The sequence below is a fragment of the Sphingomonas sp. genome, from assembly GCF_964263785.1.
Taxonomy (GTDB): Bacteria; Pseudomonadota; Alphaproteobacteria; order Sphingomonadales; family Sphingomonadaceae; genus Sphingomonas.
On record NZ_CAXVWL010000129.1, the window covers coordinates 1 to 7,045 of the forward strand.

Genomic DNA, 7,045 nt, shown 5'->3' on the forward strand with positions numbered 1-7,045 from the left:
TCGTTGACCAGGATGCCCATCTTGACCAGGTCGCCCTCGCGGTAGCCGATCTGGTGGTAGTCGAAGCTCGCATAGCCCTTCGACAGCGACTTCAGCCGATCGTAGAAGTCGAACACCACTTCGTTCAGCGGCAGCTCGTACGTCGCCTGCGCGCGCCCGCCGACGTAGGTCAGATTCTTCTGGATACCGCGGCGGTCCTGGCAGAGCTTGAGGATGCTCCCAAGATACTCGTCGGGAACGTAGATCGTCGCCTCGATCCACGGCTCGGCGATTGACGCGATCTTGTTGGGCTCGGGCATGTCGGCGGGATTGTGGAGGTCGATCTGGGTGATGCCCGCAGGGTCGGGATGCGTCAGCGTGATCTGGTACACCACCGACGGCGCGGTGGTGATCAGGTCGAGGTCGTATTCGCGGGTCAGCCGCTCCTGGATGATCTCCAGATGCAGCAGCCCCAGGAACCCGCAGCGAAAGCCGAAGCCGAGCGCAGCGCTGGTCTCCATCTCGAACGAGAAACTGGCGTCGTTCAGCCGCAGCTTGGAGATGCTCTCACGCAGTTTCTCGAAATCGTTGGCGTCGACCGGGAACAGGCCGCAGAACACCACCGGCTGCACCTCCTCGAAGCCCGCGAGCGGCTCGGCGGCGGGGCGCTTGGCATCGGTGATCGTGTCGCCGACCCGGGTCTGCGCGACCTCCTTGATCTGCGCGGTGATGAAGCCGACCTCGCCCGTCGCCAGCTCGGTCAGCTGCTCGATCTTGGGGCGGAAACAGCCGACCCGGTCGACCAGGTGGACCGTCTCGGTCTGCATGAACTTGATCTGCTGCCCTTTGCGCAAGATGCCGTCCATCACCCGGACGAGGATGACGACGCCCAGATACGGGTCGTACCAGCTGTCGACCAGCATCGCCTTCAGCGGCGCAGTCGGGTCGCCCTTGGGCGGCGGGATCTTGGTGACGATCGCCTCCAGGATGTCGGGGATGCCGATCCCCGACTTGGCGCTGGCGAGCACCGCGCCCGACGCGTCGATGCCGATGACGTCCTCGATTTCCTTGCGCACCTTCTCGGGCTCGGCGGCGGGAAGGTCGATCTTGTTGATAACAGGCACAATTTCATGATCGTGCTCGATCGATTGATAGACGTTGGCGAGCGTCTGCGCCTCCACGCCCTGCGCCGCATCGACGACCAGCAACGCCCCCTCGCACGCCGCCAGCGCCCGGCTGACCTCGTAGGCGAAGTCGACGTGGCCGGGCGTGTCCATCAGGTTGAGGACGTAGTCGAGACCGTCCTGGGCCTTGTAGGCAAGACGCACCGTCTGCGCCTTGATCGTGATCCCGCGTTCCTTCTCGATGTCCATGTTATCAAGGACTTGCTCGGACATCTCGCGGTCGGTCAGCCCCCCGGTCGCCTGGATCAGCCGGTCGGCCAGCGTCGACTTGCCATGGTCGATATGCGCGATGATGCTGAAATTGCGGATGCGGTCGAGCGATGTGGACATGCTGGAGCGCCTAGCGCAGCATAAGCGCCGGTGCTAGGCTCGGTTGAATGCCGTGACACGCTGGAGGCAGCGGCGCGGGCAGCCAACAGGGAGACTCACGTATGCCTGCACGCGACCTTGCGTCCGCCGCCGTCATTCTGGCACTCATCGCCATCCCCTCCGCAGCGCAACCCCAAGCCAGGCCGTCGAGCGGCCAGCGGATGCAGGAGGCGGCCGCCAACGACGTGCCCCGTTGCGCGCGCAAGCTGGGCACGCTGTCGATCGAGGACGGCGACGATCCGAGTCCCTGGACCCAGGCGAGCCTCGCGCCGCCGTCCAAGCTGCTCAAGGTGCTGGTCCAGCGATCGGGCTGCTTCAACCTGGTCGACCGCGGCACCGGCCTGAACGCCGCCACCCGCGAGCGCGCGATCGGCCAGGGCCTCGGGCTGCAGCGGCGCTCGAACGTGGGGCAGGGGCAGATCAAGGCCGCGGACTATGTGCTGATCGCCGAAATCCAGGGCGCCAATTCCAACGTCAGCGGTGGCGGTGCCGCGGCCGGGATCGGCGGCTTGCTCGGTGGACGCGTCGGCGGCCTGCTCGGCGGCATGCGCTCCAAGAAAATGGAGGCGAACACGATCCTGTCGCTCACCAACGTCCGCACCACCGAGACGATCGCGACCGAGGAAGGCTATGCCGCCAAGAACAACATCTCGTTCGCGGCGGGCGGCTTCTTCGCCGTCGCGGGCGGGGTCGGCGGCGGCTACGACAACACCGAGATCGGCCGCATCGTGACGCTGTCGTTCATCCAGGCCTATTCGCGCATGGTGACAGGGCTGGGCCTGCTGACCCCCGGTTCGGCGGGGACGGCCGAAGCGGCGCCATCCAAGACCTTCACGACGCAAGCCGCGGTCGCGATGCGCGCGAGCTCGGTCGGCAGCGCCAGGGTGCTGCGGACCTTGCCCTCCGGCTCGATCGTCTATCCGACCGGCAACAAGGTTGGGCTGTGGTGGGAAGTTGCCGACGAGAACGACAACGTCGGCTGGGTGCTCAATACCAAGCTCGCGCCGTCGAACTGATCGACCGCAGTTCGCGACAGCCCGCATGGGCCGCGTGTAAAGGAGGCTCGGCCGCTCAGCCGGTGCCGCCGGACACCTTCGGCGCGGCCTTGGAATCGGGGTCCTGCGCCTTGGCGGTGGTGGGTAGACCCTGCTTGGCACTGAGGCCGGTGAGATAGGCGACGATCGCGGGGACGTCGGTTTCGGCGACGGGCGCGCGGTACACCTCGCGCATCTTGGTGACCTCGGCCGTCCATTGCTCCGCAGACAATGGAGGCTGGGTCAGCGCCATGCTCGCCGAGTGACACGACGTGCAATTGGCGTTGACCAGGTCGGCGTGCGGACCTGCGGGAAACACCCCGTCGTCGACCGGCAGATCGACCGCGGTGGAGGCGAGCGTGAAACCACCCGCGGTGACGCTCGACGACGACGCGGACGCGACCGGCGGCACGGTCGGGCGGGGCGGGATGCCGATGGTCAGCGCGACCGCAATCGCGGCCACCAGGCCCGTGACCAACAGGCCGACCCGGGAAATCTTCATGGCGCGCTCCTCAGCCGATGACGACGTGCGTTGTTTCGACGTTGCCGCGCATGAACCCGCCGGGGTTCCAGATTGCCGTTATCGGCTGTGCCACGCCGGCGGTGTTCCAGCAGCGCGACATCAATGCGGCCGGCCCCGGAAGGGTTAGCGGCACCCGCGCGTCCCACCGCCGGAAACCGTATTTGCCGTGATCGGGGCCGAGCGTGGCGGCGTGCCAGCTACGCCCGCCATCGCTCGACACGTCCACCCGGGCGACGCCGCAGTCGCCGCCCATCGCGATGCCGCCCACAGGTATGGCGTGGGCAAAGGCGACCCGCTGCCCTTGCGATAAACTGGTCACCCACGATCGCGGGATCATCCGGTTGATCGGCACGGCGGGGAAATCCTTGGTACCCGGCTCCACGTCGGCGCGCGGCGTCGCGGGGATCTTGTAGGCCTTGGCCATCCAATATCCGGTGTCGGCGGCGGGCAGCACCTCGATCGTGTTCAGCATCTTCATCCAATAGGTCGAATACCAGCCGGGCACGACCAGCCGGCAGGGGAAGCCATTGAGCAACGGCAGTTGATCGCCGTTCATCCCGAAGGCGATCATGACTTCGCCGTCGCGCGCGTGGTCGATGGCGAGCGCCTTGACGAAATCGGGCGCGCCGTCGACGATCGGCTGGTCGAGCCCGCCGAAGCGGACCTGCACCGCGCCCGGCCTCACTCCGGCGAGATCGAGCACGTCGCGTAGGCGCACCCCCAGCCACTTGGCATTGCCCATCGCCCCGTGGCCCCATTGCGCGCCCGCCACCCCAGGCCGGAACAGTCCCCGCGAATTGCCCGAACATTGGTTGACGGCGGCCAGCTCGACCCGCGGCAGGCGGAGCAATTGCTTCAGGCTGATCGACAGCGGCCGGTTCACGTGGCCGAGCACGGTCAGGCGGAAGGCCTCGACGTCGATCTTCGTCGGGATGTCGGCCCAGTGCCAACGTACGAAGAACCGGTCGTTGGGGGTGAACACATCGCCGTCGAACACGTCCATCGGGGTTTCGAGCAGCGGCGGGTGGACGCGCTGGAGGATCATGGTGCGCTTGCCCGGAAAGGCGCTGGTCACCGGGCGTCGGGAAGGGCCGCCGGGCAGGCGCAGGTCGACGGTCGACTGTGCCAGCGCGGGCGCCGCCGCGACGCCGATTGCGGCACCGGCGACGAAGCGGCGCCGGGTCGTCTCGGTCGCCAAAGCGGCATCGAGGCTATCCATCGTTCGTTCTCCGGGCACGTGGCTCGTGTGCGTTGATCGGATGGCGCTTGGGCGCCATAGCCGGCGCATGCGCAGGACCAGCCAGGCATGAACACGGACGAGCGCGAGCGTGCGAAGGCCGAGCGGCTAGCGGCAGCGCTGCGCGCGAACCTGCGGCGGCGCAAGCAGGGGGTGCCGCGCGACACCGCGCCGTCAACGCCGATTCCAGTCGCCGATCGTTCCGAGTAGCCACGGCCGCTACTCGGCTGCGCCATCGCGGATCGGGGCGCACTTCGCTTGGAGCCACGCGCGGTCCTCGCCGTCCATCTCGGGACCGAGCACCGCCAACACCTTTGCGTGATAAGCGTCCAGCCAAGCGCATTCGTCTGCGGTGAGCATCTCGGGCACGATCAATGTGCGCTCGATCGGACACACGGTCAGCGTCTCGAAACCGAGCATGTCGAGGGTCGCGCCCGCGATTTGGCGAGGCTCGATCAGGACGAGGTTCTCGATGCGGATGCCGTATTCGCCGGCCTTGTAATAGCCGGGCTCGTTCGACAGCATCATCGTCGCGCGCAGCGGCTCCATCGCCGCCCCGCCGGGATAGTTGGGGGCGGCGATCCGTTGCGGGCCTTCGTGGACCGACAGGTAGGCGCCGATGCCGTGGCCGGTGCCGTGCGCGAAATCGAGACCCGCTTCCCATAACGGCCGCCGCGCAAAAGCGTCAATTTGCCCGCCCAGGGTGCCGTCCGGGAAGACGGCGGTGGCGATCGCGACATGGCCTTTCAGCACGCGGGTGAAGCGGTCGCGCATTTCGGGCGTCGGTTCCCCCACCGGCACGACGCGGGTGACGTCGGTGGTGCCGTCGGGATATTGGCCGCCCGAATCGACGAGGTAGAGCTGACCGGGAAGGATCGGCGCGTTCGACTCCTCGGTGACGTGATAATGCGGCAGCGCGCCGTTGGCACCGGTCGCCGAGATGGTGTCGAAGGACGTGTCCTTCAGCACGCCCGTCGCCTGGCGGAACGTCAGCAGCTTGGCGGCGGCGGAAAGTTCGGTCTGCTCGCCCTTGGGCGCCTCGGCCTCGATCCAGCGCAGGAAGCGCGCGAGCGCGGCGCCGTCGCGGACGCTGGCGGCGCGGTGACCGGCGATCTCGGCGGGGTTCTTCAGCGCCTTGGCGAGGACGACGGGATCGCGCTCGGCGACGATCGTCGCGCCGCCCGCTTCGAGTTGGTCGAGGATCGCGACGACACTGCGTTCGGGGTCGGCGGCGACGCGCTTGCCGCTAAAGTCAGCCAAAGTATAGGCGAAGGCGTGCCGATCGTGGACGCGCACCGCATTGCCCAGGTGGCGGCGGACGGCGTCGTCGATCTTCTCCGGCGCGACGAACAGGTCGGTCGATCCGTCGGCGTTGACGATGGCGTAGGACAAAGCGACAGGGGTGTGCGCGACGTCGGCCCCGCGGACGTTGAGCGTCCAGGCGATCGAATCGAGCGCGGTCAGCACCACCGCATCCGCGCCGCGCGCGGTCAGCCAGTCGCCGATCACCGCGCGCTTGGCGGCCGAAGACTGACCTGCGAGCGCTTCGTCATAGGGTTCCAGCCGGGCGTCCGACGGCGCGGGGCGGTCGTCCCAGATCGCGTCGACCGGATTGGCTTCGACCGCGACGAGCGTGGCGCCGTGGCGGGCGAGGGCTGCAGTCACCTCTTCGACCCAGCCGCGGGTGTGGAGCCAAGGGTCGTAGCCGATTTGTGCGCCCGATTGGGCGTGCTCGCCGAGCCATGCGGCCATGCCGGTCTGCGGGACGAGGACGTATTCCCAATCGGCGGCGGAGACCTGTTCGCGGACCTGGATCGTGTAGCGGCCGTCGGTGAAGATCGCAGCGCGGTTCGCCAGCACCACCGCACTCCCGGCCGAGCCGCCGAAGCCGGTGAGCCAGGCAAGGCGCTGTGCGTAGGCGCCGACATATTCGCTCATGTGCTCGTCGGTGAGCGGCACGACGAAGCCGTCGAGCCCGGCGGCGGCGAGGTGATCGCGGAGTTCGGCGAGTCGGGTGGCGGGGACGGACATGGAACTACCTTAATTTCTCGAAGGTCGCGCGTAGACGGTATGAAGAATGCCGGTGTCGCGCAAACGGATGACGGACGCCGGTCACGGCGGCAAGCTTGGCAGATCGACATCGTGTAGGACAGCGCCGAGTAGGGGGAGCGAATGGCGGACGTGATCAACATGGCGGCGGCGCGCAAGGCACGGGCGCGGACGGCGAAGGATACGCAGGCCGCGGCGAACCGCGCGGCGTTCGGGCGGACCAAGGCGGAGCGCGCCGCGGACGAGGCCGAAGCCGCACGGCGTAAGGCGCTGCTGGACGGGGCGAAGCGGGACGACAGCGCCGCTGTAAAGATCGACTAAGGTCGCGCCTGCTCCTGCGCTTCGCGGGCGGCGAAGCTCTGGACCTTTGCGGGGGGCTGGGCGGCGTAGTAAGCGGCGACCGCGTCGATCTGCGCGTCGTTCAGCTTGCGCGCGATCGCGACCATCGGATCGACGACCTTCTCGCCCGCGATCGTCCCGCGGCCCCCGGCGCGGAAGACCCGCATCTGGTTGCCGAGATACCAGCGCGCCTGGCCCTCCAGCAGCGGATAGGCCTTTGCCGCCGCTCGGGTGACGCCGTGGCAGGCGGCGCAGGGACCCAGCCCTGCGGAGGGCAGGCCGACCAGCGCCAGTTGCTGACCGATCGCGGGCACGGGTCCGGCCGCCGCCT

The 7,045-nt window shown here is 68.1% G+C and carries 8 protein-coding genes; 3 read left to right on the forward strand and 5 right to left on the reverse strand.

The genetic code is table 11. The features are described 5' to 3' along the window. Positions 1-1,493: translation elongation factor 4 (gene lepA / locus ACE5C1_RS16800; RefSeq protein WP_374945226.1), on the reverse strand; the 1,493-nt coding region annotated here is incomplete at its 3' end. Between the two features lie 101 nt (positions 1,494-1,594). Between lepA and ACE5C1_RS16805 the strand changes: the two genes are divergently transcribed. After that, positions 1,595-2,548: a CsgG/HfaB family protein gene (locus ACE5C1_RS16805; RefSeq protein ID WP_374945227.1), complete on the forward strand. Its 954-nt coding sequence runs from the start codon at positions 1,595-1,597 to the stop codon at positions 2,546-2,548. A gap of 55 nt (positions 2,549-2,603) precedes the next feature. Here the strand turns inward: ACE5C1_RS16805 and ACE5C1_RS16810 are convergent, their stop codons facing one another. Both ACE5C1_RS16810 and ACE5C1_RS16815 read right to left on the reverse strand, forming a co-directional pair. Continuing rightward, complete coding sequence (locus tag ACE5C1_RS16810; RefSeq protein WP_374945228.1) at positions 2,604-3,068, reverse strand: hypothetical protein; 465 nt, start codon at positions 3,066-3,068, stop codon at positions 2,604-2,606. A gap of 10 nt (positions 3,069-3,078) precedes the next feature. Beyond that, positions 3,079-4,308, reverse strand: a complete 1,230-nt coding sequence (locus tag ACE5C1_RS16815) for a molybdopterin-dependent oxidoreductase (RefSeq protein WP_374945229.1) — start codon at positions 4,306-4,308, stop codon at positions 3,079-3,081. Positions 4,309-4,395: 87 nt separating this feature from the next. On the opposite strand from ACE5C1_RS16815, the gene ACE5C1_RS16820 reads away from it, so the two are divergent. Then, on the forward strand, positions 4,396-4,536 hold the full coding sequence (locus tag ACE5C1_RS16820; RefSeq protein WP_374945230.1) for a hypothetical protein: 141 nt from the start codon (positions 4,396-4,398) through the stop codon (positions 4,534-4,536). Between the two features lie 9 nt (positions 4,537-4,545). Here ACE5C1_RS16820 and ACE5C1_RS16825 read toward each other — a convergent pair whose 3' ends face one another. Further along, on the reverse strand, positions 4,546-6,357 hold the full coding sequence (locus tag ACE5C1_RS16825; protein ID WP_374945231.1) for an aminopeptidase P family protein: 1,812 nt from the start codon (positions 6,355-6,357) through the stop codon (positions 4,546-4,548). A gap of 141 nt (positions 6,358-6,498) precedes the next feature. Between ACE5C1_RS16825 and ACE5C1_RS16830 the strand changes: the two genes are divergently transcribed. After that, entirely contained in the window at positions 6,499-6,696 is a 198-nt protein-coding gene (locus tag ACE5C1_RS16830) for a DUF4169 family protein (protein ID WP_374945232.1), read from the forward strand. On the opposite strand, the gene ACE5C1_RS16835 is transcribed toward ACE5C1_RS16830, so the two are convergent. Further along, the coding region (locus tag ACE5C1_RS16835) for a c-type cytochrome (protein WP_374945233.1) at positions 6,693-7,045 on the reverse strand (353 nt) is incomplete at its 5' end. The genes ACE5C1_RS16830 and ACE5C1_RS16835 overlap by 4 nt on opposite strands.

Bases quoted from the DNA above. Each gene is read 5' to 3' on its own strand.
- ACE5C1_RS16825 (WP_374945231.1), bottom strand. From the start codon at position 6,357: ATGTCCGTCCCCGCCACCCGACTCGCCGAACTCCGCGATCACCTCGCC.
- ACE5C1_RS16810 (WP_374945228.1), bottom strand. From the start codon at position 3,068: ATGAAGATTTCCCGGGTCGGCCTGTTGGTCACGGGCCTGGTGGCCGCG.
- ACE5C1_RS16820 (WP_374945230.1), top strand. From the start codon at position 4,396: ATGAACACGGACGAGCGCGAGCGTGCGAAGGCCGAGCGGCTAGCGGCA.
- ACE5C1_RS16815 (WP_374945229.1), bottom strand. From the start codon at position 4,308: ATGGATAGCCTCGATGCCGCTTTGGCGACCGAGACGACCCGGCGCCGC.
- ACE5C1_RS16830 (WP_374945232.1), top strand. From the start codon at position 6,499: ATGGCGGACGTGATCAACATGGCGGCGGCGCGCAAGGCACGGGCGCGG.
- ACE5C1_RS16805 (WP_374945227.1), top strand. From the start codon at position 1,595: ATGCCTGCACGCGACCTTGCGTCCGCCGCCGTCATTCTGGCACTCATC.